Annotated in this window: 19 protein-coding genes and 1 pseudogene; 12 read left to right on the top strand and 8 right to left on the bottom strand. The window is 61.5% G+C overall.

Annotated features, from left to right (window positions below; all coding sequences use genetic code 11):
• The first annotated feature begins 380 nt into the window (after nucleotides 1–380).
• Complete coding sequence (locus NKH37_RS26455) at nucleotides 381–749, top strand: hypothetical protein (protein WP_353041805.1); 369 nt, start codon at nucleotides 381–383, stop codon at nucleotides 747–749.
• 362 nt (nucleotides 750–1,111) lie between these two features.
• Here the strand turns inward: NKH37_RS26455 and NKH37_RS26450 are convergent, their stop codons facing one another.
• Together NKH37_RS26450 and NKH37_RS26445 are read right to left on the bottom strand one after the other, a co-directional pair.
• On the bottom strand, nucleotides 1,112–1,984 hold the full coding sequence (locus tag NKH37_RS26450) for a ferritin-like domain-containing protein (RefSeq protein ID WP_353041803.1): 873 nt from the start codon (nucleotides 1,982–1,984) through the stop codon (nucleotides 1,112–1,114).
• A gap of 161 nt (nucleotides 1,985–2,145) precedes the next feature.
• The gene (locus NKH37_RS26445; RefSeq protein ID WP_353041801.1) at nucleotides 2,146–3,039 is read right to left on the bottom strand and encodes an AraC family transcriptional regulator; all 894 of its coding nucleotides are present in this window, start codon (nucleotides 3,037–3,039) and stop codon (nucleotides 2,146–2,148) included.
• On the opposite strand from NKH37_RS26445, the gene NKH37_RS26440 reads away from it, so the two are divergent.
• The gene (locus NKH37_RS26440; protein WP_353041799.1) at nucleotides 3,004–5,229 is read left to right on the top strand and encodes an aldehyde dehydrogenase family protein; all 2,226 of its coding nucleotides are present in this window, start codon (nucleotides 3,004–3,006) and stop codon (nucleotides 5,227–5,229) included. The genes NKH37_RS26445 and NKH37_RS26440 overlap by 36 nt on opposite strands.
• A 364-nt stretch (nucleotides 5,230–5,593) precedes the next feature.
• Nucleotides 5,594–6,963 (top strand): annotated as a pseudogene (locus NKH37_RS26435) (class-II fumarase/aspartase family protein).
• A gap of 189 nt (nucleotides 6,964–7,152) precedes the next feature.
• On the opposite strand, the gene NKH37_RS26430 reads toward NKH37_RS26435, so the two are convergent.
• Together NKH37_RS26430 and NKH37_RS26425 are read right to left on the bottom strand one after the other, a co-directional pair.
• Nucleotides 7,153–7,908, bottom strand: coding sequence for an SDR family NAD(P)-dependent oxidoreductase (locus NKH37_RS26430; protein ID WP_353011072.1), 756 nt, complete (start codon nucleotides 7,906–7,908; stop codon nucleotides 7,153–7,155).
• 548 nt (nucleotides 7,909–8,456) lie between these two features.
• The gene (locus NKH37_RS26425) at nucleotides 8,457–9,353 is read right to left on the bottom strand and encodes a DMT family transporter (protein WP_353011074.1); all 897 of its coding nucleotides are present in this window, start codon (nucleotides 9,351–9,353) and stop codon (nucleotides 8,457–8,459) included.
• A gap of 161 nt (nucleotides 9,354–9,514) precedes the next feature.
• Here NKH37_RS26425 and NKH37_RS26420 point away from each other — a divergent pair, with 161 nt between their 5' ends.
• Together NKH37_RS26420 and NKH37_RS26415 are read left to right on the top strand one after the other, a co-directional pair.
• On the top strand, nucleotides 9,515–10,405 hold the full coding sequence (locus NKH37_RS26420) for a LysR family transcriptional regulator (protein ID WP_353041797.1): 891 nt from the start codon (nucleotides 9,515–9,517) through the stop codon (nucleotides 10,403–10,405).
• Nucleotides 10,406–10,783: 378 nt separating this feature from the next.
• On the top strand, nucleotides 10,784–11,377 hold the full coding sequence (locus NKH37_RS26415) for an alpha/beta fold hydrolase (protein WP_353041795.1): 594 nt from the start codon (nucleotides 10,784–10,786) through the stop codon (nucleotides 11,375–11,377).
• Nucleotides 11,378–11,592: 215 nt separating this feature from the next.
• On the opposite strand, the gene NKH37_RS26410 is transcribed toward NKH37_RS26415, so the two are convergent.
• Together NKH37_RS26410 and NKH37_RS26405 are read right to left on the bottom strand one after the other, a co-directional pair.
• Nucleotides 11,593–11,793 carry a hypothetical protein gene (locus NKH37_RS26410; protein WP_352641628.1) on the bottom strand — a complete coding sequence of 67 codons (201 nt, stop codon included), beginning with the start codon at nucleotides 11,791–11,793 and terminating at the stop codon, nucleotides 11,593–11,595.
• Between the two features lie 422 nt (nucleotides 11,794–12,215).
• A complete protein-coding gene (locus NKH37_RS26405; protein WP_353041793.1) occupies nucleotides 12,216–13,190 on the bottom strand; it encodes a LysR family transcriptional regulator in 975 nt (324 codons plus the stop codon).
• A 158-nt stretch (nucleotides 13,191–13,348) separates the two neighbouring features.
• On the opposite strand from NKH37_RS26405, the gene NKH37_RS26400 reads away from it, so the two are divergent.
• The 6 genes from NKH37_RS26400 to NKH37_RS26375 all read left to right on the top strand — a co-directional run bounded on the left by NKH37_RS26400 (nucleotide 13,349) and on the right by NKH37_RS26375 (nucleotide 20,502).
• Nucleotides 13,349–15,118: an adenine deaminase gene (locus tag NKH37_RS26400; RefSeq protein WP_353041791.1), complete on the top strand. Its 1,770-nt coding sequence runs from the start codon at nucleotides 13,349–13,351 to the stop codon at nucleotides 15,116–15,118.
• A 30-nt stretch (nucleotides 15,119–15,148) separates the two neighbouring features.
• Nucleotides 15,149–16,162: a BMP family ABC transporter substrate-binding protein gene (locus NKH37_RS26395; protein ID WP_353041789.1), complete on the top strand. Its 1,014-nt coding sequence runs from the start codon at nucleotides 15,149–15,151 to the stop codon at nucleotides 16,160–16,162.
• 22 nt (nucleotides 16,163–16,184) lie between these two features.
• Nucleotides 16,185–17,702 carry an ABC transporter ATP-binding protein gene (locus NKH37_RS26390; RefSeq protein WP_353041787.1) on the top strand — a complete coding sequence of 506 codons (1,518 nt, stop codon included), beginning with the start codon at nucleotides 16,185–16,187 and terminating at the stop codon, nucleotides 17,700–17,702.
• Nucleotides 17,699–18,781, top strand: a complete 1,083-nt coding sequence (locus NKH37_RS26385) for an ABC transporter permease (RefSeq protein WP_023720350.1) — start codon at nucleotides 17,699–17,701, stop codon at nucleotides 18,779–18,781. The genes NKH37_RS26390 and NKH37_RS26385 overlap by 4 nt, the downstream gene beginning before the upstream one ends.
• Nucleotides 18,774–19,712, top strand: coding sequence for an ABC transporter permease (locus NKH37_RS26380; RefSeq protein WP_352859472.1), 939 nt, complete (start codon nucleotides 18,774–18,776; stop codon nucleotides 19,710–19,712). The genes NKH37_RS26385 and NKH37_RS26380 overlap by 8 nt, the downstream gene beginning before the upstream one ends.
• A 172-nt stretch (nucleotides 19,713–19,884) precedes the next feature.
• Nucleotides 19,885–20,502, top strand: a complete 618-nt coding sequence (locus tag NKH37_RS26375; RefSeq protein WP_502906004.1) for a Ros/MucR family transcriptional regulator — start codon at nucleotides 19,885–19,887, stop codon at nucleotides 20,500–20,502.
• 345 nt (nucleotides 20,503–20,847) lie between these two features.
• Here the strand turns inward: NKH37_RS26375 and NKH37_RS26370 are convergent, their stop codons facing one another.
• Both NKH37_RS26370 and tssH read right to left on the bottom strand, forming a co-directional pair.
• Complete coding sequence (locus NKH37_RS26370; protein ID WP_023720346.1) at nucleotides 20,848–21,000, bottom strand: hypothetical protein; 153 nt, start codon at nucleotides 20,998–21,000, stop codon at nucleotides 20,848–20,850.
• 246 nt (nucleotides 21,001–21,246) lie between these two features.
• Entirely contained in the window at nucleotides 21,247–23,997 is a 2,751-nt protein-coding gene (tssH, locus tag NKH37_RS26365) for a type VI secretion system ATPase TssH (RefSeq protein ID WP_353041786.1), read from the bottom strand.
• A 337-nt stretch (nucleotides 23,998–24,334) separates the two neighbouring features.
• On the opposite strand from tssH, the gene tssA reads away from it, so the two are divergent.
• On the top strand, nucleotides 24,335–25,513 hold the full coding sequence (tssA, locus tag NKH37_RS26360; protein ID WP_353041784.1) for a type VI secretion system protein TssA: 1,179 nt from the start codon (nucleotides 24,335–24,337) through the stop codon (nucleotides 25,511–25,513).
• Nucleotide 25,514 lies beyond the last annotated feature (1 nt).

Genomic DNA, 25,514 nt, shown 5'->3' with positions numbered 1-25,514 from the left:
GGTCGATCGTCACGGTGTCCTCGTCGATGCGCGTGACCTCGCCTTTCAGGTCGATTTGCTGGCCTCGGTTCACCTTGGTGTGATCGATGATGGAATGTGGGAAGTCGTAACCTGGGATCGAGACGCTTACGCGGTCCTCTTTTACCCGCCTTCGAACCGTGGCAGTAATCGCCACCTGGTCACCAATGCCTATTCCCCGAGCCATGCCATGGATTCTGGTGCGGGCAGTGTCCTCTTCAAGAGGCTTCTAATATACGCCCGCCATCCTAAGGCTGACCTACGACCAGAGTTACAAAACTTGAACTTCATCGGGGAACACTCCTTCTGTCTGCCTGTTGGATTTGCCAGCGCACCCGGCGCATTCAGACAGGAGAAAGAAAATGAAACGCATCCTTTTGGCTTCGGCCGTGCTGGCGGTGTCGGCGGGGCTTTCCTTTGCCCAGACGACCAGTGGAACTTCGAGCGGAACCTCGACCAGCGGAACCTCGACGACCGGAACCTCGACCACGACAACCATGCCCAGTACGACGGGTCAGGGCACCGGCAGGACGAGCAGCGGGACCAACATGTCGGGCGATCAGGGCACCGACACGACCACCACTAGCGGCACCACGAATCCGAACTCGGCCAGGGACTGCGCGCCCGGCCAGCAGACTGGCAGCGCTCAGCAGGCGGCGCCTGGTCAGCAGGACACGACAGGCAACACCGCCGCGCCAGGCCAGGTGAAAAAGACCGACGAAGGTTGCTGATTGGCACATCGGCACAGGTTGGAATCACCAGCGTGTGGCTGGCCAGTCTCCCCCGACCACCGCCTGAACTCAACTCGGCTGGCGAGCAAGTTGCCGCCAGCCGAGCATCAGTTGAGGAATTCTGCGCTTGAGCGTAACGCAGCGGCCAGACCGAACCGGCAGGCTGTTTCCTGGCCAGGAGCAACACTTGTAACCGCCACTTGCGATTGTTACAGCCGTTTCGACGGTCCCCGCAAGCCATGTATTGGAGTAGACCGCCAGCGCATGGTTGCCGGGCGCTTTTCCTACCCGAAGCTCGATAGCCGCGCGGGCAATACGGTAGGCCCGCTGTGTCCTTCCGGCGATCTGATCGCGCGAGCGGCTCAGGTGCTTTTGAGCGTGCCGTTCATCCCTTCCGGATAGAAGCCGCCCTTGCTCACCCCCGCCTTGTCGGTGAGATAGACGATCCGCAGCACTTCCTGCGGCGTCCTGGTGAACGCGATCGCGTCCGGCGTTGAAGGAACGATGTTGGCCTTGCCATCCACCTGGATCCCCTGGTCCTTATCGTCCGATCCGTCGATTTTGTCTCGGGCATCGGAGACAGCGTTGGCGGCCTTCCAGGCTTTCTCTCCCTTCCGGTATAGCGTAGATCGCGCCATTCCCATGTGATAGGCTTCGACCGCAAGAATGCCTGCAGCGGCGGCGAGAAAATCCTTGTTCTTTAGAACTGTCGCCGCGCCGGCGTAGGCGGTGACGCCGACATCCTCGAACAGCATCCCGCCGAGAACGAAGTTCGTCTCGTTGCCGAAGGGGTCGAAGTCCGCACCGAGACCAGCCGCTTCCGCGACGGCTTTGAATCCTGCGTCGAAGTCGATTGCCGGCCTATCGACGGCGTTCTTTCCAAGCGTCTTGCGGTAGTATCGGACGTGCGCGAGTTCGTTTTCAGCAACTTCCTGCATGAATTCGCCGATGGCGGGTGTCTCGAAAGGCACCTTCTTTCCGCCAACGACGTCGCCGGGTTTCGAACCGGCATCTCCGGCGTCGATACCTTTTCCGGTGGTGCCGCGGAGGTAGTATTCGGCCTCCATGTATTCCAGGTTGAGCGCAAAGCAGAAAATGTCCTCGTCCTGCACTTCCTCCTTGACGTAGGCGCGAGAAACGGGCGCCAGGCCCGTCGTGGCGGCAAGGCTAGCTCCCAGCCCAAATTGCAATGCGCGGCGGCGGGAAAGGTCGAGTGAAGGGATGGCACGTATCATGGCATTTCAGGGGAGCACGTCACATGGCTTGCTCGGCATGATGGTGGTGCTGCCGCCGTCCACCACCAGTGCCTGCACGGTGAACCACGGTCAGGCCCTGACCGAAAACTCGGTGACTGCGTGGTTGGGAAGCTTTGTCAGACCACGGCGCCCATCGCTAGCTATGCGGCAACGTTCATCCGCTCCCTGGCCTGCTTGATGTCACGGACAGGCGGTACGCCAAACATTCGGCCGTATTCGCGCGTGAACTGCGGCACGCTTTCGTAGCCGACCGCATAGGCGGCGCTGCTCGCGGGCATGCCGTCTGACAGCATGATGCGCCGCGCCTCAATCAGGCGCAACTGCTTCTGGAACTGCAGCGGCGAGAGCGAGGTGATCGCTCTGAAATGCTGGTGGAAAGAGGAGGCACTCATGCCGGCCTTCTCCGCTAGCTGCTCGACGCGAAGCGGTTGCGCAAATCCTTCACGGATGAGAGCTACTGCTTTGCCGATGCGCTGTGCATGGCTATCGGTAACGCCCAGCGCGCGGATGGCCGAGCCATGCCTGCCCGCGAGAAGCCAGAAATGCAGCTCGCGCACGAGCTGATCCCCAAGCACGGGCAAGGCCGCCGGCCGATCGAGCACGCGCATCAGCCTCAAAGCGGCTTCGGCGACTTCTGCCTCGGTCGTGTCGACGCGGACGGGTCCGCCGACACCTGCCTGCACGACGCGCATCTCCACGGCCAGCCGCTCGATCACCGCGGCGTCGAGCTCGAGGACCAGCGAATAATAAGGCACGCCGGCGTTCGCGCGGGTGATCTGGCTCACAGTCGGCACGTCCGCGGCGATCAATAGCGAGTCGCCGGCGCCGAACTCGAAGGTCTGGCTGCCCATGGTCACGCGCTTGCCACCCTGGACGACCAGAGCCACCAGCGGGCAGTTGATCGCATATTGCAACTCGCTGGAACGAGTGGCCCGGATCGTACTCAACCCCGGCACATCGGTTCTGGCAATGCCGTAACTGTCGGCATTGGCGTCGGCATGGCGGCGAACGGCTTCAAGCAGCGTGTGTGTCATTGTAGCGAGTATATTCCGGAGCGCGCGACGCACAATCCACCTCGGAGTAATAGGCAAGGAAGCCGAAGCTTTGGGCAACCGCGATGTCCGGGCCGGGGCGATTGTGCCGGTCAACGGGAGCGGGATCCTAGATGGCTCCCCCCGCAGTCGAGGAGAGTTCAGATGACCGACCTTTCGAACCGCCATGTCCTGATCCTGTCTGCTGACGGGTTTGAGGATGACGAACTGTACCTCCCCCGTCAGTCGCTGCTCGACGCCGGCGCGAACGTGACTCTGGCCTCGCCCGCTACGGGATCGATCAGCGGCGTCGTCTACGATATGGCGACGGGCCGCTCGAACCCCTCCGAGCGGGAGATTGCGCCCGACGTGCAATTGTCCGACGTCGATGTCGCCGCCTACGACGCCCTGATCGTGCCTGGCGGCGTGGTGAACCCGGACAGGCTACGGATGACCGAGGAAGCAGTTCAGATCGTCCGGCAATTCGACGCGGCCGGCAAGCCGGTTGCCTCCATCTGTCATGGCCCCTGGGTGCTAATTGAGGCCGATATCGTGCGCGGCCGGCGCACCACCGGCTGGTACTCCGTCCGCACTGACCTGAGGAACGCGGGATCGCAGGTCCTGGACGCCGAAGTCGTCATCGATGGCAATCTCATTACAGCCGCATGCCGTCCGACATCCCGGCCTTTACCAACGCCATTGTCAAAGCGCTCTCGGGCTGAACCGCCCTACCCGATCAGCGTGCCCGCAAGCCAGGAGTCTTTCCATGACCAGCATGTTCCAGCTTCTGATCGAGGGCGAGAGCCGCGAAGGCTCCGACCGTATCGCAGTCGATGTCGTCAACCCCGCTACCGGCGAGGCTTTTGGCAGTGTGGCCTTTGCCTCCAAGTCCGATATCGACGAGACGATAAGGTCGCCTTGGGCGGGCTCCGATCCTGGCAGGCCGTGCCGCCTTGGGAGCGCGGCCGCATCCTCAAGGACACGGCCCAGCGCCTGCGCGCAGACATCGTCCGCATCGCCAATGTCATCACCCGCGAGCAGGGCAAGCCGCTTCGCGAGGCTTGCATCGAGATCGAGCGCTCCGCCGATTTCCTCGAATGGGGGGCCGAACAGGCGCGGCGGATTTCCGGCCGCATCGTCCCGGGCCGCGCGCCCGGTCAACGCATTGAGGTGCAACCGCATCCGATCGGCGTGGTGGCCGCCTTCACGCCCTGGAACTTCTCGATGGCGCTTGCTGCGAAGAAATTCGCAGGCGCGCTTGGCGCCGGTTGCGCGATCATCTGCAAGCCCTCGCAGGAAACGCCCGGTTCGGTGATCGAGATGGCCAAGGCACTGCTCGAGGCGGGCGTCCATCCGGCCGCGATCGCAGTCGTGTTCGGTGACGCCAACGATGTCTCGACCCAGCTCATCAATGCGCCGCAAGTGGCCAAAATCACCTTCACCGGCTGGATCCCGATCGGCAAGCGTCTGGCCGCGGCCGCCGGGGCAGCGATGAAGCCGGTGACCATGGAACTCGGCGGCCATGCACCGGTGATCGTATGCGGTGACGTCGACCCCGAAGCGACGGCCGAACTGCTGGTGCATGCCAAGTTCATGAATGCCGGCCAGATCTGCCTATGTCCTTCACGTTTCTTTGTCGAGGCGAGCATTGCGCGGCGCTTCACGGCGCGCTTCGTCGAACTGGCCAATGCGTTGCGCGTGGGCGACGGCACCGATCAGCAGACGCAGATGGGCCCGCTCGCCAACGAGCGCCGGGTCGACGCCATCGCAAGGCTTGTCGACGACGCACGCGGACGCGGCGCGACCATTCTTGCCGGCGGTAAGCGGCTGGACCGACGCGGCAACTTCTACTCGCCGACCGTGCTGACCGATGTTCCCGACGAGGCGGCCATTCTGCGCGAGGAACCGTTCGGTCCCGTGGCGCCAATCCTGCCGTTCAACGACGAGAAGTCGATGCTGGAAAGGGCGAACGGGCTCGAATTCGGCCTCTCTTCCTATGTCTTCACCCATGACGGTGCGCGGCAGCGTCGGCTGGTCGACGCCCTGCAATATGGCGTTGTCGGCGTGAACGGGGGCCTGACGCACCAACCCGAAGCACCCCTCGGCGGCTGGAAGGAAAGCGGCATCGACACCGAAGGCGGCATTGAGATCCTCGATCCCTACCAGATTACCAAGCATGTGAACCTGCAGTGAGACAGCCCGGCGGGAGCGATTCCGATCCACCGTGTCACCGCGATGGAGGGAGTGGTGACCCTGATCGACGCAGGGCCTACGCTGCTTGCCAATGTGTTGACGCTGTTCTCCAGAACGGCGTGAACATTTTGCACAGCCAGTCTGTCGAGCAATGGCGGGCGCTGCAGGCGCCCATCCCCGGGCCGGCCAGCGCCCATATGCCGATCGCCGCGTCCGTGTCGATCGCAATGGTCGCCCGCGGCAACCATTTGGCTCGCCCTGCTCGCCACCGTCGTCCTCACTGTCGAGAGGAAAGCGACTGTGCTCGCCGCTTGATGCCCCTGCATGATCAAATCGAACTCAAGCAGCGTACCGGAGACCTGTGATGAACACCCTTTCTCTGATCGATTCTCCCTTTTTTGGCGCGAGCTTCACAGACCCCGAAATGCGCTCGATTTTCGACAGCGGCGCTTTCATACGCCGTTGCGTCGAGACCGAAGTCGCACTCGCGAGGGCACAAGCGCGCCTGGGCATGATTCCTGCCGAAGCTGGGCTCGGCATCGCAAACGCCGCCAATCACCACCAGTTCGATCTCGAGCGCCTGCGGCGCGAAACCGAGATCGTCGGCTATCCGATCCTCCCGATCGTCGAACAACTCGCAGATGCGGCAGGGCAGGCCGGGCGCTACTGCATTGGGGAGCAACCACGCAGGACATCATGGATACCGCAACGGTCCTGCAGGTGCGCGCCGCGCTGGACCGGATTGACCGCCAACTTACCGAAACGATGGGCGCATTGCGAGAGTTGGCGAAGGCGCACCGCGCGACTCCTGTGGCTGGACGCACGCATCTGCAGCACGCGCTGCCGATCACCTTCGGCTACAAGGCGGCCGTTTGGCTGAGCGCGCTCGAACGGCACCGCGAGCGCTTGGCGCAAATGCGCCCGCGCGTACTTGTCGTACAATTTTCCGGCGCCTCGGGCACACTGGCATCCTTTGGCGACAGAGGACTGGCGGCGCAGGAGGAACTTGCGCGGATCTTGGAGCTGGCCACGCCGGCGATCACCTGGCATTCGTCGCGCGACGGCATGGCCGAAGCGGTGCAACTGCTCGCCCTGATCTGCGGCAGCCTCGCCAAGCTCGCCTTCGATACCTCCATCATGATGGCGACCGAACTCGGCGAAGTTTCGGAACCCTATGTGCGCCATCGCGGCGCATCGAGCACCATGCCGCAGAAGCGCAATCCGATCTCGTGCGAGCTCATCATCGCCGCCGCAAAGCTGGTGCGCCAGCATGCCGGATTGATGCTCGACGCAATGGTGCACGATTTCGAGCGCGCGACTGGCCCGTGGCATCTCGAATGGGCGGCGGTCCCCGAAGCATTCGCGCTGACGGCAGGCGCACTTAGCCAAGCCCACTTCCTGCTCTCCGGGCTAGAAGTGCATCAGGAACGCATGCGCGCCAATCTGGACGTGTCGCGCGGCCTGATCGTAGCCGAGGCGGTGATGGTGGCGCTCGCGCCGATTACCGGAAGGCAAACGGCGCACGACCTCGTCTATGCCGGGTGCTGTCGCGCGCTGGAAACCGAACAGTCGCTCTTTGAGGTTCTCGCGGGCACGCCCGAGGTTGCCGCCCATCTTGGGCTGAAGCGTCTGCACGAGCTCACAGAGCCGACCAACTATCTTGGGTCCGCCCAGGAGATGATCGACTGCGTCCTCGGCGGCGCCAAGGCTGGCCAGCCAGCCGATCGGGCGTAGTCGTGCGGCCTTGCGGCTCGGCCTGAGTTGCCCGCAGAAGCGGGCGCTTGGCGTCACAGAACCTTTCCAGCAACCGCCGTTCGATCCAAAGAAAGTCTCCGAAGAAAGCACCGCATGAGTGCCGAAAGGCCGCTGCCGCGAGACCGCGGCGGCGCCCTTGTTGATCTTTACCTTGACCGGGCCGGTTGCCTAAATCACCTGCCCGCCAGAAACCTCGATCCGCTGCGCGGTAATCCAGCGATTGTCGGGGCCGAGCAGATTGGCGACCATCGGACCGATGTCGTCGGGCAAGCCGACGCGGCCCAGCGCGATCATGTTCGCAAACTGCTTGTTGAGATCAGGCATGTCACGCACCGCGCCGCCCAGGAAATCAGTCTCGATCGCGCCAGGCGCCACCGTGTTAACGGCGATGCCCCGGCTTCCCAGTTCCTTGGCCATGTAGACCGTGAGGATTTCCACCGCGCCCTTTGCGGCGGAGTAGGCCGAAAAGCCGGGGTACGAGACGCGCGTCAATCCCGTAGAGAAGTTCACGATGCGGCCTCCGTCGGCAATGAGCGGCAGCAGAGCCTGCGTGAGGAAGAAGACGCCTTTAACATGGGTGTCGAAAAGTGCGTCGAATTGAGCTTCGGTGGTTTCGGCGAAACTTGCCATTTCACCCTGGCCGGCATTGTTGACGAGGTGGTCGAACCTATCCCGTCCCCACGTGGTCGACAGTTGGGACCTGACTGCATCAGCGAAGCGCCCGAACGAGCCGATGTCGGTCACGTCGAGACGCAGCGCCACGACCTTACGACCCATTGCCTGAATCTCGGCGACGACGGCCTTCGCCTGCTCGTCGCCCCTGCGGTAAGTGAAGATCACGTCGCCGCCACGGCGCGCGATGCTTATAGCGGTGTTGCGGCCAAGGCCGCGGCTTGCACCAGTAACGAGCGACACAGTCGTCATTGAAATTCTCCTTCGGATCGATTGTTGCGACGCAACTGTTATGGGCGTGGGCGGCCCCCACCGGTTGCCCGTTCGTCGGGTAGACTTGTCTAATCCTACGACGACGTTGTTATATCCCTCCTATCCATCAGTGGTGGGTGGGTTCGCCGCTTGCCATCAGCGTTATTCCGCTTCGGGCTGAGCCAATACGCGCCAGTCGCCGTCGCGCACTCGCCGGCGACGCTGCTTCCGCGCGATAGCTGGACAGCAGGTTCGCAAATGCGGAACCCGCGGGCTTCGGCGGCAATCCCCGGGGCGCCGACGGGAACGAGGAAGCGGTCACCGCAATGGCCAGAGATGTCGCTGCCTGTATGAACGGCAGATCCATTGGGAGGGGCGCAGGCCACGGCCAAAGGCGCCGTCGAGGGCAAAGCGACCAAGAGCGCTATAATCGCAACGGGCCGTAAGCGGGCATTCAGCTTTTTGCTAAGGGCAAGCTAAAGCAGACTTGGATTGAGCGTGTGGACCGTGCGTAATATTGTTCCGGGTTGCTTGAAGTCCAACTGGGACTATCCGCGCGCCGTCAGCCAGACTCCTACGGCCGTCACAGCCAAGCCGAAAAACATCGCCGGCGTGAGAGGCTCCGAGAACAGCACCCAGGCCCACAGCATAGTTACGGGGGGACTCAGATAGATGGCGGCGCTGACCTTCGCCACGGGGTACATGCTCAGCATCGTGTAATAGACCGAATAGGCGGCGAAGGTGGCAATAAACACGAGCCAAACCATTCCGATGGCGAACTCGGCCGTCATCGGCGGCTCAACCCCTCCCTGAGCGATGGCGCAGATGCCGAACAGGACCGCGCCAGTCAGCGTGTGAACGCAGAGGCTCTGGTGGACGGGCATGTTCAGCGACTCCCGGCCCCTGCGGAGGACCGACGCGAAGGAGAAGACCATCATCGAGCCAAGGGTTAACTCGTAGGCCCACACGGGCGCAGTTCCGAAGCTCAAGCTGTCGAAAGATACAATCAGTACGCCCGTCACCGCGACGGCAGTGCCAAGCCACTGCCGCAGGTTTAGCCGTTCCCCCAGAACAGGCTGCGACATGGCCGCGACTGCCAGCGGCACAAGATCAGAGATCAGCGCGACCAACCCGGTCGGCACGCGTTGCTCGATCGCGAGCGCGAAGCCGCCGAGATAAATGAAGACGGCCATCACGCCGAACCCGACTTGGGATATGACCGCGCGCAGGCGCATCCTCGGCCCGAACGCAAGTGCGAACGGAAGGAGGATGACTCCTGACAACAGTGTGCGCCAAAACAGCAGGACGGCTACGCTGGCTTGTTCGCTTGCGTAACGGATGCCAACGAAACCGGAACTCCAGGCGATGATCAGCAATCCCGCCAACAGAGGATAGAGAATACGGTGCCGGGTCACAATTTCTGAAAACGAAGGAAGGGCTGTCACTTGCGTGCCTAGGTTGCATGTCGCTACCGAGTAGCCGATCTGCAGGCATCGGGCACATGACAAATATCGATTGGGTGATGACAAACATGCCATCGAGTTCATACGGTGTTGTCAAAGTGATGCTGGCGCGTCATGTATAGCAATCACAGCGGAAGTCGCGGATGACCGACATCAACAGCAGACGACTGGACATCGACGCGTTGCGCGCAATTCGTGCTGTCAAGCTCCATGGCGGTGTCACCAGAGCAGCCGACGCGCTCGGGCTGACGCAGTCCGCGGTAAGCCACAAAATCAAACGCCTGGAAACGAGTCTCGGATGCAACATTCTGGACCGACGGCCCGGTGGCGGGATGTTCACCTCCGACGGCGAAAAACTCATCGAGTACGCAGCGAAGATTCTTGCGCTGCACGACGAGGCTCTTGTGAGCTTGGCGAAGTCGGACCTGGCAGGCCGGATCATGTTGGGCCTCACCGAGGACACGACATGTTCGGACCTATCGCGCATCCTCGGCCGCTTCCACCGCTTGCACCCCCAGGTCACCGTGAGGACGAAAGTCCGAATGAGTCTCGTGCTGAGGTCAATGCTAGAACGCGGTGAACTGGACATGGCGGTGGTGCAGGTTTTCTCTCACGAGATCCGACCAACCGACGTCGTGCTGTTTCGGGAGGACCTGCACTGGGTCAAGTCCCGCGAATTGTCGTTCAGCCGTCAAGGCCCGATCCCGTTCCTTTCCTTCGACGACGACTGCTTCTACCGATGCTGGGCGATTGACATCGGGCAAGACGGCGGAGTGAAGCTCGAAACCCTGTTCGAATGCTCCAGCGCTGCGGGTATCGTAGCCGCCGTAAGCGCGGGATTGGGCGTTGCGCTACTCAGCGATCGTCATATTCTCAAGGACATGGAGGTTATCGACGGCCTCCTACCTGAACCTCCCGGGCTCGCCTATATTGTGCGGCGGGCCAAGAAGGTCCGAAATCCAGCGCTCGACAGTCTTATATCTGACATTGCGAGCGAGGTCAGCCGATACGGCAGGCTAACGCTGGCCAGCTAGACTAGCGTCACAATCGTTCACTCACCTTAATAGGTGCGGCGCGTGATTTGCTTCGCCGAAGCCAAGGGCCAGATCGACGCTGGTATCATCCTTTTGCGGCCGCGCTGCACGCCGGCTTCTATGCGGTGGTCAGCGGGCGGAGACCGGGTCATGGGCGGACTGTACTTGGGCCAAGCCGCATGACGGCTATACCGGCCCAGACCCGACCTTCTATCCGAGCGGTGAGTTGGATCGCTGGGACAGATCGATCCTGATCGTCTGCAAACCCACACGCGAACTGCCGCGGGAAAAGACGGCACCGCCAGAGTAGCAGAGAGGCGGTTCATTCGGCCCGAGAGGCGTTGGTTGGAGAAATATGCGTTCGGAATCCGTGGTTGATTGGACTATCTTGGCTTCGATCGCTTCGGACTTGTGGGTCACGATCGTGGGGCATACACCGCTTTTCGGACAGCGATGGATCATCCGGCATCCGTCAGCCGCCTCGCAATCCTTGAAGCCATTCCGATCGGCGATGCGCTGGCACGATGTGACGCTCGGTTCGCATCGGCATGGTGGCATTGGTTCTTCTTCGCTCAGCCTGAAAAACCGGAGCAAGCTATCCTTGCCAATCCAGATGCATGGTACGGCGGTGATCCCGCGGAGATGGGCGCTGAGGCTTACGCTGATTTTCTCGCCTCGATCCACGATCCGGCGACGGTCCACGGCATGATCGAGGATTACAGGGCCGGGTTAGGCATAGACCGACAACATGACGAGGACGACCGAGCCGCAGGCCGAAAATTGGAATGTCCGCTGCTCGTGCTATGGTCAGCTTACGATGACCTGGAGGAGTTGCATAGCGACGTCATCGCAATCTGGCGGGAATGGTCTTCAAATGTTCAAGGAAACAGCCTCAACTGCCACCACCACATGGCGGAGGAGGTGCCAGAGGCACTGGCTGCCGAATTAGGTGCATTCTTTCACGACGAATAGCTCGTGTCGGCATCCACCGCGGCCTCTCCTGATGGCAGCCAGTCGGCTTCCCGCCACCCTCCGCATTTATGAGTTCACGGCCTAGCCTAGAAGAGTGCCATTGCGCTCACGCTCAGGCGCTCCGCCTGCATGCTACTAACGGAATACCTGCCTCGGCGCAGACACGATCAAGACCTGCTTCAACAAAGCCAAATCGCCAGGATACCCAATGCCACTCATTGAGACAGGCCCATGACAGCAGATACTTCGATAATCGCCTCGGTTAGCTCTTCGTCGGATGCGGCCAAATAAGGCGCAGCCCGCCTAATTTCCTTCAGTGCCGCTTTGATCGAAACGGTGTCGTCATACTCGGCCCTGTTTAGAAGTGCAGCGATTGCTTGTTCTAGAACTGGAGTTACCCTTTGCAAATTGCTCATCCAACCATCCCCAAAGACACGCCCCAGCCGGATATTAATTTATTCTTGGTTGGCGTCAATTGGATATAAGAAACGTACGATTGGTCATCGTTGCTTTGCCGTCAGTCCGGAATATTTCGCGCAAAAATATTCCGCATGCTCGTCTTGATGCGGCCCCGCGAGCAAAAGTCAATTGGCCGATCTTTGTCATTGCGGTGACCGGAGCAAATTCCCGCGAGGGCATTTTTGGAGCAAGACAATACGCCCCTCCCTGCCTCCGCTAGGCGGCGGCGATTTCGCGCCCTCCTGGTCGTGGTTTTTGCGAGGATGATCTCACCCGAATGAACATTCGCCCAGCGCATGTTCCGGATCACCATACCAGCGGGCGGTGCACCCATGGCGACATCAACCAACTGCGGCGCGCATTTCGACCCACGCCTTGATCATCTGTTACTTTCTCCTCCGGGGCGTTGGCCCCCAAAGGGCCGCACGACCTCGACGCAATACCTGGGTGAACTGTAAGCGGCGCGCTGCCGATAATAGTCCAGGCAGAAATCCAGAAAGGCGGCGAACTTGCGCGACACATAACGGCGTCGCATATAAAGCAGGTTTATCGGGACCAGGGGCGAGTGCCACTCCGGCAGTACTGGCACCAGGTCGCCGTTCATGCACTCGATCTCAGTAAAGAAGGCTGGCAGATAAACGATACCCTCGCCGGCGACGGCGAAGTATTTCAGCATCCAGTAGTCGTTCGCCATGCACTGGGCCGTGGGTATGAAGTCGACCGTTTCCCCGCCGCGCTCGAGATGCCAGGATTGCACGCCCCTTGGTTGGCGGAATGCGACGGCGCCGTGACCGGCCAGGTCCGCGGGCATCGCCGGTTCCCCGAAGTTTTCAATATAGCGCGGGCTGGCATAGAGGCAGAACGACGCTTCGCCGAGCTTGCGCGCAATGTAGTCGGAGTTCGCGGGCTCGCCCCAATGGAATATGCCGTCGAAGGGCTGGTGCTTCTCCGGCGCAAGGAAATAGCCGAGCGAAAGGAAGATCACGTCGACATGTACCTGCGGATACTGCTGGCGGAAGGCGAACAGCAGCTCCGAGGTGAAGGAGGTGCCGAACTCGCCGGTCGAGCCTATCGTCAGCGTGCCGGCGATATCGTGACCCGCCTCGGCGATCGCCGCCTTCGCTCCTTCGCAGGTTTCCTTGATACGCTGGGCATGGTCGAGGAACTCGACCCCGGCATCGCTCAGATGCAGTTCCCGCCCGTCGCGCACAAACAGCGCGACACCAAGCGAATCCTCCAACGCGCGCACCTTATGGCTCAGGCTAGACTTGGGCAGCCCATACAGTTTCGAGGCGTGCGAGAGCGACTGCGCCTCAGCCACCTTAATGAAATAGTCAATTGCTTCAAAATCCATCGGTCGTCCAACAATTTGAACGTTATGTCCAGAAATGACTAGAAGCTGAGGTTTGCATGGACGACCCTAATACGACAGGATCACAGCGCGCAAGCTGGGCTTTGGCGCAGAACGAGGCTAGGTCCCTACCGCGCGAGATTGCATGAACGGGAGATAAGTTGTCCGATTTACGCGAATTTATCCGCGCCGGTCGCGCGGAGTACAAGGCAACGCTCATCGTCAGCGGCGGCACGCTGGTCAATGTCGCGTCGGGCGAGATCTATCCCGCCGACGTCGCCGTCTACAAGGACCGTATCGTCGCTGTCGGACATGTCTCGGAGTATCGCGGGCCCGAGACCGAGATGATCGATGCGACCGGCCATTTCCTCTGCCCCGGCCTGATCGATGGCCACCTCCACGTTGAATGCTCCAAAATGTCGGTCACCAGCTTCGCCAAGGCGGTGGTGCCGCTCGGCACCACTTCGATCGTGTCTGGCTTGGACCAGATCCTCGTGGTGTCCGGCCTCGAAGGCGCGCGCGAATTCCTCGACGAAGCGAAAGGAACTCCCCTCAAGATCTTCTGGGGCGCGCCCTGCAAAACGCCCTATACGCTGCCGCGCTCCAATGTCGGCTACTATTTCGGACCGGACGATCACCGCGCAACCCATTCCTGGCCCGAATGCGTCGGCATATGGGAGACGGTGCGAGAGTTCGTCGACACGATGGACGAACACGTCCTGCAGGCGGTGGAGATCGCCGAAAAGAGCCGCCTGCCGATCCTCGGCTGCTCGCCGATGTGTCGCGGCAATCGATTGAACAGTTACCTGCAGGCCGGCGTGCGCTCCGACCACGAGAGTTACACCGCGGACGAGATGCTGGAAAAGCTGCGCAAGGGCATGCATGTCGTCATTCGCGAGTCCTCCATCTCGCATTTTCTCGAGGAGAACCTGCGCATCGTCACCGAGATGGGGATAGGGGCCACAAACCGCATCAGCTTCTGCACCGACGACGTGGTCGCATCGGACATCCTTGGCCGCGGCCATCTCGACAACATGATCCGCATGGCGGTCACGATGGGAGTTCCGCCACTCACAGCCATCCAGATGGCGACCATCAACGGCGCCGAAGCGCTGCGTATCGGCCAGAAGGTCGGTTCGATCTCGCCCGGGCTCGCCGCCGACATCCTGCTGGTCAAGGATATCGGGGATTTCCGCGTCTCGGCCGTCATCGCCAAGGGAAGGCTTGCCGCGCGCGATGGCAGGCTCGTGGACGATCTCACGCCGCCGGCGCGCAGCACTCTTGTCACCGACACGTTCAAACTTGCGCCCGTTTCACGCGAGGACCTTTTGGTGCGCGCGCCCGAGGCGGTCGACAAGGCGCCAGTGCTGACGATCGCTGTCACGCCCGAACAGATTTTCGTACGCAGGCAGCGCGATGTCGTGCTGCCGGTGCGCCACGGCTATGTCGAGGCCGATCCGTCGCAGGACGTGCAGTATCTCACCGTCGTCGAGCGCTATGGCCGCACCTCCAACCGGCCGGTCGCCTTCGCCTCCGGCTTCGGGCTGCGCTCCGGCGCGCTCGCCACCTCGGCGGCGCCCGACGACAACAATATTGTCTGTCTCGGTACCAACCCCGACGACATGGCATTGGCAATCAACCACATCGTCGAGAACAATGGCGGCCAGGTGGTGACGGACGGCGGTCGCATCGTGTCGTTCCTGCCGTTGCCGATCGGCGGCATCGTCTCGGACCTCGAGCCTTCAGACATGGCGAAGAAGGAACTGGAACTCGACGATGCGGCACGCGCGCTTGGCTGTACGCTGCCATGGCCCTTCATGTACATGTTCGTACTGCAGATCACCGCAATTCCCGATTTCGCGATAACCGATCTCGGCTTGATCGATTGCGTCAACCTGAAGGTAGTCAATCCGTTGAAACGAGCCTCATAAGCCGGGAACACGACACAAAGGGAGGAAACCATGCTGAAGACATTTCTCGTAGCGGTTTCGTTCGTCGCCGCGACATTGTTGGTGGGCGGCCGCGCGCAGGCCGAGGAGCCGACAAAGCTCAGGATCGCCGGCATTCTTTCTGCCGGCAAGGAAGCACCGTGGGAATCCTCCTTCGTGAGCTCCATGGACCGGATCATCGCCGCCAAGCCGCACGGCCTCGACATCGAGATCAACTACACCGAGAACGTCTACGACAATGCCGAGCAGGTGTTCCGCACCTATGCGGAGACGGGCGAATACGACATATTGTTCGGCGACACCGCCTATGTCGATGCGATCGAAAAGCTGAAAGACGAGTTCCCCGTCACGATGTTCGTCATGAGCGGTTCGGGCAATCGCGGCCTCGGTGGCAACGCTTATTGGATATTCATCCATGCGCACGAGCCTGCCTATGTGATGGGACAGCTGGCCGGCAAACTGACCAAGTCAAATGTCGTCAGCGCTGTCTCCACCTTCCCGGCCGAAGACACCAATGACCAGATCAACGCCTTCTTCGCCGGTGCCAAGGAAGTGAACCCGAAGGTGAAGCAGAAGATTAGCTTTATCCAGTCCTGGTTCGATCCGGCCAAATCGAACGAAGCCACCTCGGCGCAGATCGCCGCCGGTGCGGACATGATCTACCAGATGTCGGGCGCCTTCGAGGTGTGCGAGCAGCGCAGTATCGGCTGCTTCGGCAATTATGTCGACATGTCGAAGGTCGCACCGAAGTCTATCATCGCCTCGACCATCGTCAAATGGGATCCGCACATCAACTGGATCATCGACGAGTGGTGGAAGGCAAAGACCACTGGCGCCAAGTTCGACGCCCCGAAGGAAGCGAAGTGGTTCACTTGGCAGGAAGGCTCCGGCGACCTTGCCCTCAATCCGGCATGGGAAGCCAAGATGCCCGACGACGTCAATGCGCTTACTGCTGAAACGGCCAAAGCTATCCAGAGCGGCGACAAGAAGATCGGGCTCAAATTGGACGAGCCGAAATCGGACTGAAGCGGGAGATCGCCGATCCGAGATGAGCCAAATACCGCGCCTATCGGTCCGGCACCTGACGAAGCGTTTCGCTACGCTTCTCGCCAACGACGACGTCTCGCTCGACGTGATGCCCGGCGAATTGCATTGCCTGCTGGGCGAGAATGGCGCCGGCAAGTCGACGCTGTCGTCCTGCCTTTACGGGCTCTATCAGCCCGACGCCGGCGAAATTCGGGTGGACGGCAAGACCGTCCACCTGCGCTCGCCGGGCGAAGCCATCCGCGCCGGCATCGGCATGGTGCACCAGCATTTCGTTCTCGTTCCCGGCTTCACTGTGCTGGAGAATGTGGCGGTCGGCACCGGCTCCGGCTGGCGGCTCGGCCGGGCCGACGCTCTCTCAAGGATCGAGGCGATCTGTTCCACCTACGGCATCTCGCTCGATCCGCACCGGCCTGTCGCCGATCTTTCCGTCGGCGAGCAGCAATGGCTGGAGATCGTCAAGGCACTCTACACCGGCGCCAGGCTGCTCATCCTGGACGAACCGACGGCGGTGCTCACGCCTGAAGAATCGCGCCGGCTGTTTGCGACGGTCCGGCGGCTCACCACCGAAAGCCTGTCGGTCGTGCTGATCAGCCACAAAATGGCGGAAGTGATGCAGTCCAACCAGGTCAGCGTGCTGCGCAAGGGGAGACTGGTCGGAACAGTTTCAACCTCGGACGTCAGCCGCGACCAGCTCACCACCATGATGGTCGGCCGCCCCGTTGCCTCACCGGCGCGCGCGCGAGATGCGAAAGCGCCCGGCGAGACGGTGCTTTCGGTGCGCGGGCTCACATACCTGCGCGAGCAAAGGGCGGTGCTGGACAATGCGTCTTTCGACATCACCGGCGGCGAGATCTTCGGCATCGCCGGCGTTTCCGGCAACGGCCAGGACGAGCTGTTCGAGTGCCTCGCAGGCCTCATCTCGCCCGATCGCGGCACGATCTCCCTCGATGGCGAAGCGCTGCAAGCGAACTCCCCGGCGACGGTAGCGGCCAAAGGCGTCGGCTACGTGCCGAGCGACCGTTTCCGCGACGGCCTCGTTGCCGACCTCGACATCGGCGAGAACCTCGTCCTCGGCCAGCAATGGCAGGCGCGCTGGCGCAAAGGGCCGTTCATCGACGCCGCGGCGCTCGAAGCCAATGCGCGCGCGGCGATCGACGCCTATTCCATTGCAGCAACCGGTCCGTCGGCACTCTCCCGTAAGTTGTCGGGCGGCAACGCGCAGAAGGTCATCCTCGCCCGCGAGTTCGCCAAGGCGAACCGGCTTTTGCTGTGCAACCAGCCGACGCGCGGGCTCGACGTCGGCGCCATCGAGTTCGTCCATCGCGAACTCCGGCGCAAACGCGACGAAGGCTGCGCCATCCTGCTCGCGAGCGAGGAACTTGAGGATCTTTTCGCTCTAAGTCGTCGCATATGCGTGATGTTTCGCGGCCGCATCCTTGCGGTGCTCGATACCGATAAAACCACCTATGACGAAATCGGCAGCTTGATGGCGGGCCACGAGAGCGAGGCTGCGGCATGACCGATTTCAACCTCGTGGAATGGCGCCTCGAGCGTCGACTGGAGAGGCGGCCGACCGCGCTCGTCGTTGCGCTTGCCGCGGCAGGAGCAGCGGCGGTTCTGGTGTGCAGCCTGCTTTTTGCCGCCGCGGGCGCCAGTCCACGGGCGGCTTTCGAGGCTCTCCTGAAGGGCGGCTTTGGGTCGTCGCGCGCCGCCGGCGAAACGCTGGTCAAGGCCACGCCTCTGATCTTTACCGGACTTGCCGCTTGCGTCGCCTTCCGCGCGCGCATCTGGAACATCGGCGCCGAAGGCCAGGTCTTCGCCGGCGCCATGTTTGCCTACTGGTTGCAGCACAACCTCATTGGCTTTTCACCTTTCATCCAAATTCCTGTGGTCATAGTCGGCGGCATTGTCGGCGGAGCACTCTATGCCGGCCTGGCGGGCGTGCTGAAGACCCGCTTTTCGGTCGATGAGGTGATTTCGACCGTTATGCTCAACTACATCATCGTCTATGTCATTTCGCTGCTGCTGCTGCGCGGCCCGTGGAGCGAGGCCGGCGCCTTCTTCGAGCAGACGCCGAAGGTCGATCCGGGCTCGGTGCTTCCCGTGCTGTTTTCCGGTTCGCGACTGCATGCCGGTTTCCTGCTGGCGATCGCAGCGGCTGCCCTGGTCCACATGCTGTTGACGCGCACACCGCTCGGCTACGAGATCAAGGCTGCCGGGTCCAACATGCGCGCGCTCGACGTACAGGGTACCAATACACGACGGCTGATCCTCGTGGTGCTTATGGTTTCCGGCGCGCTTGCCGGGCTCGCAGGCATCACGGAAGTCTATGGCGTGCACTACCGCCTGAAGGCGGGCGTCATAGCAGGCTACGGCTATAGCGGCATCATCGTCGCCATCCTCGGCCAGTTGCATCCGCTTGGCGTCGTCGTCGCCGCGGTGCTGTTCGGCGCGCTGCTCAACGGCGCCACGCTCATGCAGATCAAGACCGGCGTACCCTCAGCGCTGATCTATGCCATCCAGGCGATCCTCCTTTTGTTCTACCTAGCCGGCTGGGCGGCGTGCAATTTCCGCCTACGGAGGGTCGGCCGTGCTTGACGCTCTCTTCCAAGCGTCAATCCTGATCAGCGTGGCGGCGGCGACCATCCGCATCGCCACCCCGCTCCTGCTCGCCGCAATTGGCGAGCTCGTCGCCGAGCGCAGCGGCGTATACAATATGGGTCTCGAAGGCATGATGCTTATGGGCGCGTTCACCGGCTATCTCGCCGCATACGAAAGCGGCTCTCTCTGGCTGGGTGTCCTTGCAGCCGGGTTCACCGGCGCGCTGATGGCGCTCGTGTTCGCCGTGCTGGTGATCACGTTGAAAGTGGAGCAGATCGTCACGGGGCTTGCCGTCAACCTGCTCGGCGCCGGCCTTTCCACCTATTGGCTTCGTTCCGCGTTCGTCGGCCACGGCGAGACGCCGACCATCCCCTTCTTCGCCGACGTGCCGATACCGGGCCTGAGCGATATCCCGGTGCTCGGCCCAATCCTGTTCGACCAGCGGGTGCTGACCTACATCGCCTTCCTAATGGTGCCGCCGGTATGGCTCTTTCTGTTCCGGACGCGCTATGGGCTGATCGTACGTTGCGCTGGCGACAATCCTAAGGCCCTCGATGTTAAGGGGGTGAAGGTGGCCTCGGTCCAGTATGCTGCTGTGGTCTTCGGTGGCGTGATGGCAGGCTTCGCCGGCGCGTTCCTGTCTGTCGGCCAAGCGGCGCGTTTCGTGCCGGACATGACCAACGGACGCGGCTGGCTGGCGATCATCATCGTTATCGCCGGTCTGTGGCGGCCCTACCCGATTTTGGTAGCGGCGCTGGTGTTTTCCTTCCTCGACGCGCTGCAATTGCAAATCCAAGGCATCGGCATCGCCATTCCTTACCAATATATGTTGATGATGCCCTATGTTGCGGCGATCGTGGCGCTGATGATCCGTCGCTCGCGAGCCAGTGCTCCGGCCATGCTGGGCGTGCCGTACACACGGGAATAGGACAGCGCTGTCACCGCCGATTGCGTCCAGCTTGTCGGCCGCTCGCGTCAGCCGAATAGCTGCCGTTGCATTGCTTCATCGAGCAGGCAGTCGAAATCGAGCGCCTCTCAACCTTGTCTGGAGCTCAGAATGCGAAGCGTGCCGGCTTGATATTTGCAAGGAATGAGGTTTGTTGACGGAAATAACGAATTGTTTGCGTGATTCCGCAATAAACAGCTCATCCGTCCACGCGCCCATTAGACAAGAGGAAAACTCGATGAACGTTTCTCCAGACCAACGCGACCAGGCTGATCTCGTATCAATTACCGCCGACATCGTTTCCGCCTTTGTTTCGAATAATCCCCTGCCGGTCAGCGAGTTGTCGAAGCTGATCGGCGATACCTATGTCGCTTTGCAAGGGATCGGCACAGCTGTGGCTCCGGCCACGGCCAAGCTGGAGCCGGCGGTGTCGATCAAGAAATCAGTCTCGCCAGATTTCATTATCTGCCTGGAGGACGGGAAGAAATTCAAATCCTTGAAGCGGCATATCGGAACGCATTACAATCTGAGCCCTGACCAATACCGCCAGAAATGGAACCTGCCCTCGGATTATCCGATGGTGGCGCCGAACTACGCGGCCACCCGCTCGGCCCTGGCGAAATCAATGGGCCTGGGGCGCAAGGCGGCAACGCCTTCAACGACTGCGGCAGAAAAACCAAAACGAGCTGCTCGCGCGGCAGCAGCGACGACAGCCGCAACCGCAATCAAGGCGCCGCTGAAGAAGGCGCGTAAGGCACCCGTCAAAGCATAGAGTGCTGCACCTGATAAGAGCGTCTATGCAGTGGCGTACCTGACATCGAGAAGCCCCGCCTTTTGGGACGGGGCTCCGTGATCACTCAGCGGCGTCGCGGGACCAGATGAGCTTGTGCTCGTCGAGGGCGAAAAGGGCGAGCACAAGCTCATCTGGTCGCGGTGACCGAACAAGGGCGCTCCGCTCACAGTGGGGCGCCGCTACTCGATCATGTAGCCGAGCGCACGATAGCCAGCGCGTCGTTTTGCGGCCATCCGGGCGAAAACCGGACCCGTCTGATCGACATAGTCCACGACCAGAACATCCCTTTTTCCGTCATGTTCGCGATGCAGCCGGCCGACATACTCAGTGTCCCCTCCAGGCGATCAGGAACAGCGTGTCGAGTCGGAAATCATCGAAGCCTTCGCCGATGTAGCGGCTTGTCTCGAGGATTAGACGCTCATCGTCATCTGAGACATTGAGTGCCATGCTGGCGGCCTTGCGATCCTTCGCCGACATGCCGCCGCGCGGATTACAAGGTTTTCACGAATAGCGAGAATATCTTCTGAAGAGAATCGAGGTGGTCTTTCCGCTCCGTCAGCACGATGTGAGATCGTTTCGCCTCGAGAGATTTCAGAACTGTAGGCGATGCAGTGGTAATTGTCCTCGGATAGTGAGCTGCGCGGGGCAAGCCGCAGGTATCAATTAGCGGATATCTGATCAATGCAGGAGGCGGCCGAAAGGGGCCGCCATATTTCGCCTGGCCTATTCGAAGGAATAGGTAAACCCTTGGCCTGAGGCGCCAACCGTGACCTTCGTCATCTTTTCGCCAGTGAGCGACCGGTTCAGCACGCCGCGGCTCAGATCCGGAAGAAGCGTGTTGGTTAGGATGGCGTCAATCATTCTGCCGCCGGATTCGATCTCCGTGCAGCGGGTCTTGACCAGATCCATTACACCGTCGCCGATTACCAACTCCGCATCGTTGGTCGCACGCAGCCGGCGAGCAATCTTGGCGAATTGATGACGGGTGATCGCTTCGATCATCGAATCCGAAAGCGGAAAGTAGGGGATGGTCACCACCCGGCCGAGAAAGGCCGCAGGGAAGACTTTCAGCAATGGGCTGCGTAACGCGGTGTCCAGATCGTCGAGCCCTGCCCGGACCGCGCCATTCCTCGTCCGGTCCATGATCACTTCGGAGCCGACATTCGACGTGAGAAGGATCAGCGTGTTCTTGAAGTCGATCCGTCGGCCTTCACTGTCGTCCATCATCCCTTTATCAAAGACCTGGAAGAAGATTTCGTGCACGTCCGGATGCGCCTTCTCGACTTCGTCGAGCAGGATCACCGAATAGGGCTTGCGTCGCACCGCCTCGGTGAGAATTCCGCCCTTGCCGTAGCCGACATAGCCGGGCGGCGCGCCCTTCAAGGTAGAGACCGTATGCGCCTCCTGGAATTCAGACATGTTGATCGAGATCAGGTTCTGCTCTCCGCCGTAGAGCGTTTCGGCCAGTGCCAAGGCGGTTTCGGTCTTGCCTACGCCCGAGGGACCGCAAAGCAGGAACACACCCACCGGCTTTTCCGGAGCGCCGAGACCGGCGCGGCTGGTCTGTACGCGCTTGGCAATCATCTCCATGGCGTGATCCTGTCCGACAACCCGCTCGGACAGAGTGGACGCGAGCCGCAGCGCCTTCTCGGTCTGACTCGACAGCATCCGCCCCGTCGGTATGCCCGTCCAGTCCTGAACCACGGCCGCCACGGCGTTGCGGTCGACCGATGGTAGGATGAGCGGTGTTTCGCCTTGCGCCTCGGCTAGTTCGCTCATCAGTTCGCGCAGCCGAGCGAGATCGGCAACCGGATCGGGAGGCGGAGTACCACCTGCCGCCGGAGCCTTCGTCCCGGCATTGGACTGTTCGGTCTCCGGCACCTCCCCAATCTCTGTCTCGGTGGCGGCCTCCTGCCCTTCCACGGCATCGAGCGGCAGGCCGTCGCCGCGCAGCCTGGCACGCAATTCAAGTATCTCGGCCACCAGCGCCTTTTCGCTCTCCCAGCGCTGCTGCGCGGCTGCGAGCGTGCGTTCTGTCTCGGCAAGTCCGGCTTCGACCCGTGCCTGCCGCTCGGCCACTTCGATGCCGATTGCAGCCTCGCGGCCGATAATGCCGCGCTCGACCTCCAGCGCCTGACGACGGCGCATGATGTCCTCGACCTCGGCCGGCGTGGCGTGCTGCGATACGGCGACACGCGCGCAGGCGGTGTCGAGAAGGCTGACCGCCTTGTCCGGCAACTGCCGCGCCGGGATGTAGCGATGCGACAGGGCGACCGCCGCGTCGATCGCCTCGTCCAATATCTGCACTTCGTGGTGCTGTTCGAGAACGTCGGCTACGCCGCGCAACATGAGGATGGCAACCGATTCCGAAGGCTCGTCGATCTTTATCACCTGGAAGCGGCGGGTCAGTGCCGGGTCTTTCTCGATGTGCTGCTTGTATTCCGACCAGGTCGTTGCCGCTATCGTGCGAAGTTCGCCGCGTGCCAGCGCCGGCTTGAGCAGATTGGCAGCGTCGCCGGTTCCGGCAGCACCACCGGCACCGATCAGCGTATGGGCTTCGTCGATGAAGAGGATGACCGGCGCTTCAGAGGATTGAACTTCGTCGATTACGGCCTTCAGTCGTTTTTCGAATTCACCCTTTACGCTAGCGCCTGCCTGCATCAATCCAACGTCGAGCATGCGCACGCTCACTCCCTGCAGTGGGGGCGGCACATCGCCTTTGGCGATGCGCAGAGCAAAACCCTCCACGACTGCGGTCTTGCCGACACCCGCCTCCCCGGTCAGGATCGGGTTGTTCTGGCGGCGCCGCATCAGTATGTCGACAATCTGCCTGATCTCCGGATCGCGGCCGACGACCGGATCAATCTTTCCGTCGCGGGCGCGCTGAGTCAGGTCGGTGGCATATTTGGCCAGTGCCGAATCCCCGCCCGGAATCCGCCGCGGCGCCTCTGCCGCGGTTACCGCAGGAGAAGCGCCGGCTTCGAGTGAGCCCTCCGTGACATCGGCGAAGCGCGCCACGACGGCGTCGGCGTCAATTTTGTCGAACTCGCCGCTGATCTTCGACAGCAGGCCTTCCAGCACCGGTGTCTTCAGGCAAGCAAGCAGAACATATGCGCTGCGGACCTCCTCCACGCCGAATTCCAGTGTTGCCAGATTCCATGCCTCCTGGATGGCGTGGAAGATATGGTCGGAAAACTCCTCGATCGAGGTTGCGCCATAAGGCAGCTTGTCCACCGCGCGCGTCATATCGGCCGTAAGTCGGCTCGCATCCAGTCCCGCATCGGCGATCATCATTTGCACATCCGAGCGGTCGGAGAGCACCAGCTGCTCAACGAAGTGGACGAGTTCGACGTAAGGATTGCCACGCAGCTTGGCAGTGTCGGCCGCTGCCTTGAAGGCGCGCAACCCTAGAGGATTGAGCTTGCCGACCAGTTCCTTGCGTTTGAAACTCTGCGATGACCGGCGCTGTTCCATCGAACGTGCTCCTGCACTCTGCAAGTGGATAACCTGCCACATAAGCAGCCGCTTGACAAAGTGCGGGATGAACAAAGGTTTCGATCCCCGATTATGCGGGCTCCCATCATTGGTGGAAGATCCTGCATCGCCGGCTGCAAACAATCACGAGCCTGACATCCCAGGCACGACATTTCCGGCCCAGGCCTAGGCAATCTCGCCCCTCGGATTCCACAATCAAGACAAGGCTGCATTAGCTTTTGTTAATTTTTTCCGCACTCGCTGAATTGTGGAAAAGCGCAACCGTGTGATAACGTAGGGGCAGGTCGGCCTCAGGGCCGGTGACTGGGGGATCGGTGTGATCGACGTCGCACTCTGGCTTGCTCCGCTCGATGGTGAAAATCCGTCGGGAGAGGATTTGCGTAACGATCCGGCGTTTCACGAACTGGAGCGTCTGACGGAGCCTCAGGTCAAGGTTGTCCATGACGGCAACAACAGGCCGGTCTCGCAAAGCACCATTCCCGTCGACTGGCCAGCAGTGCTCACCAAGGCCGAGGAATTGCGCGCGCGTGGCCGCGACTTGCGCCTGATTGTAATTGTCACACGCGCACTGGCCAACGAGCAGGGACTGGCCGGCTTGGCGCAGGGTCTGACGCTTATTGGGCGGACATTCGACCAGCATTGGGAAACCATGCACCCGGCGCTGCGCCCCAACACGTCGCTTCGCGAGGCCGCCTTGCGCCGCATCAACGCGCTGCTCGACCTTCAAAATGGTCAGGACGGGTTGCTGGCCAACCTACGGCAAATGACTTTCTTTGCGCCACGCTCGATCGGGCCGATCAGCGGACGCGACCTGGAACACGCTGCGCTCGACGACCGCGTCATGCTGCAAGAAGCAGCGTCAGGATTGAATGCGGCCGAAAAGGCAGCGCTTGTCAGTGCGCACGGACAACTGTTGAATCGGGTCCGTGCCGGGTGCGCGGCACAGGCGGATCAAGCCAATGAGGAAATGCAGTCGCTCATCGCCAATGCGAGCGCGGCGGTCGCGGCATTGGAAGCCGTCGAGACAGCCCTCAACGCTCGCCTTGAAGGCAGCGGCGGGACCACCATTCCGGAATTAAAACGGTTCCTGCAGCGTTTGCTGACAACCCTCGAGCGCAACTCGGCTGCCGGCGCGATGGCGAATGGCTCGGCAAAGCCGTCCCCTTCGCTTGCAGAACCCGTAATGCCTGCCCGAAACGGTCATGGAGCCGATGCAATGGCAAGTATGGCTAGCTGCGCGGACTCGAGCTCCGGACTCCCTGACAGGATTTCTTCGCGCGACGACGTGGTAAAATGCCTGGACCTCGTCGTCGCGTTTTATGACCGCACCGAACCGTCGAGCCCGATTCCCCACCTCGCCCGCCGTGTGCGCCGGATGGTGCATATGGATTTTGTTGAACTGATGGAAGATCTCGCCCCGTCGGGATTGAAGGAGTTCCGACTTCTTGCCGGCGTTCCCGATACCAAGAAGACGGCTCAGAAGGATGAAAGGTAGC

Source organism: Mesorhizobium sp. M1217 (assembly GCF_040318275.1).
In the GTDB taxonomy this organism is placed as follows: domain Bacteria; phylum Pseudomonadota; class Alphaproteobacteria; order Rhizobiales; family Rhizobiaceae; genus Mesorhizobium.
Note: the sequence above shows the minus strand (reverse complement) of the source record. Positions and strands in the feature narration are given on the sequence as shown.

Excerpts from the sequence above, each read along its gene's own strand:
- NKH37_RS26455 (WP_353041805.1), top strand. The coding sequence starts at position 381 with ATGAAACGCATCCTTTTGGCTTCGGCCGTGCTGGCGGTGTCGGCGGGG.
- NKH37_RS26450 (WP_353041803.1), bottom strand. The coding sequence starts at position 1,984 with ATGATACGTGCCATCCCTTCACTCGACCTTTCCCGCCGCCGCGCATTG.
- NKH37_RS26440 (WP_353041799.1), top strand. The coding sequence starts at position 3,004 with ATGGCGGCGAACGGCTTCAAGCAGCGTGTGTGTCATTGTAGCGAGTAT.
- NKH37_RS26445 (WP_353041801.1), bottom strand. The coding sequence starts at position 3,039 with ATGACACACACGCTGCTTGAAGCCGTTCGCCGCCATGCCGACGCCAAT.
- NKH37_RS26430 (WP_353011072.1), bottom strand. The coding sequence starts at position 7,908 with ATGACGACTGTGTCGCTCGTTACTGGTGCAAGCCGCGGCCTTGGCCGC.
- NKH37_RS26420 (WP_353041797.1), top strand. The coding sequence starts at position 9,515 with ATGACCGACATCAACAGCAGACGACTGGACATCGACGCGTTGCGCGCA.
- NKH37_RS26410 (WP_352641628.1), bottom strand. The coding sequence starts at position 11,793 with ATGAGCAATTTGCAAAGGGTAACTCCAGTTCTAGAACAAGCAATCGCT.
- NKH37_RS26405 (WP_353041793.1), bottom strand. The coding sequence starts at position 13,190 with ATGGATTTTGAAGCAATTGACTATTTCATTAAGGTGGCTGAGGCGCAG.
- NKH37_RS26395 (WP_353041789.1), top strand. The coding sequence starts at position 15,149 with ATGCTGAAGACATTTCTCGTAGCGGTTTCGTTCGTCGCCGCGACATTG.
- NKH37_RS26390 (WP_353041787.1), top strand. The coding sequence starts at position 16,185 with ATGAGCCAAATACCGCGCCTATCGGTCCGGCACCTGACGAAGCGTTTC.
- NKH37_RS26385 (WP_023720350.1), top strand. The coding sequence starts at position 17,699 with ATGACCGATTTCAACCTCGTGGAATGGCGCCTCGAGCGTCGACTGGAG.
- NKH37_RS26370 (WP_023720346.1), bottom strand. The coding sequence starts at position 21,000 with ATGTCGGCGAAGGATCGCAAGGCCGCCAGCATGGCACTCAATGTCTCA.
- tssH (WP_353041786.1), bottom strand. The coding sequence starts at position 23,997 with ATGGAACAGCGCCGGTCATCGCAGAGTTTCAAACGCAAGGAACTGGTC.